This is a genomic window from Halomonas marinisediminis, from assembly GCF_004347715.1.
Lineage (GTDB): Bacteria > Pseudomonadota > Gammaproteobacteria > Pseudomonadales > Halomonadaceae > Halomonas > Halomonas icarae.
In genome coordinates, this window is record NZ_SLTR01000259.1 from 1 (window position 1) to 301 (window position 301).

Annotated in this window: 1 pseudogene; it reads right to left on the reverse strand. The window is 75.1% G+C overall.

Annotated elements, in window-relative coordinates:
• Positions 1 to 301, reverse strand: a pseudogene (locus tag E0702_RS16610) (calcium/sodium antiporter); the annotation flags it as partial.

Below are 301 nucleotides of genomic sequence, written 5' to 3' on the forward strand. Positions count from 1 at the left end.
CGAGTTCAGCCGCGCGCCCCCGTCCGGAGCGGGGCACCAGCGCGGCCTCGTCGGCATAGACCGCCGCCGCCTCGGTGCCGCCTGCGCGTTTTTCGGACCACAGGGTGAAGCCGAGATAGGCCAGCAAGGCGGCCACCAGACCCGCGCCGACCCCGCGGCCGATCTCGCCCCACAGCACCGCGCCGAGGCAGAGCAGCGTGGCCAGACCCATCACCCCGCCGTCGCGCCGCAGGGCGGCCGGGCTGACGGCGACCGGGGCCAGCAGCGCCGCGATGCCGAGGATCAGGAGGATGTTGCCGAT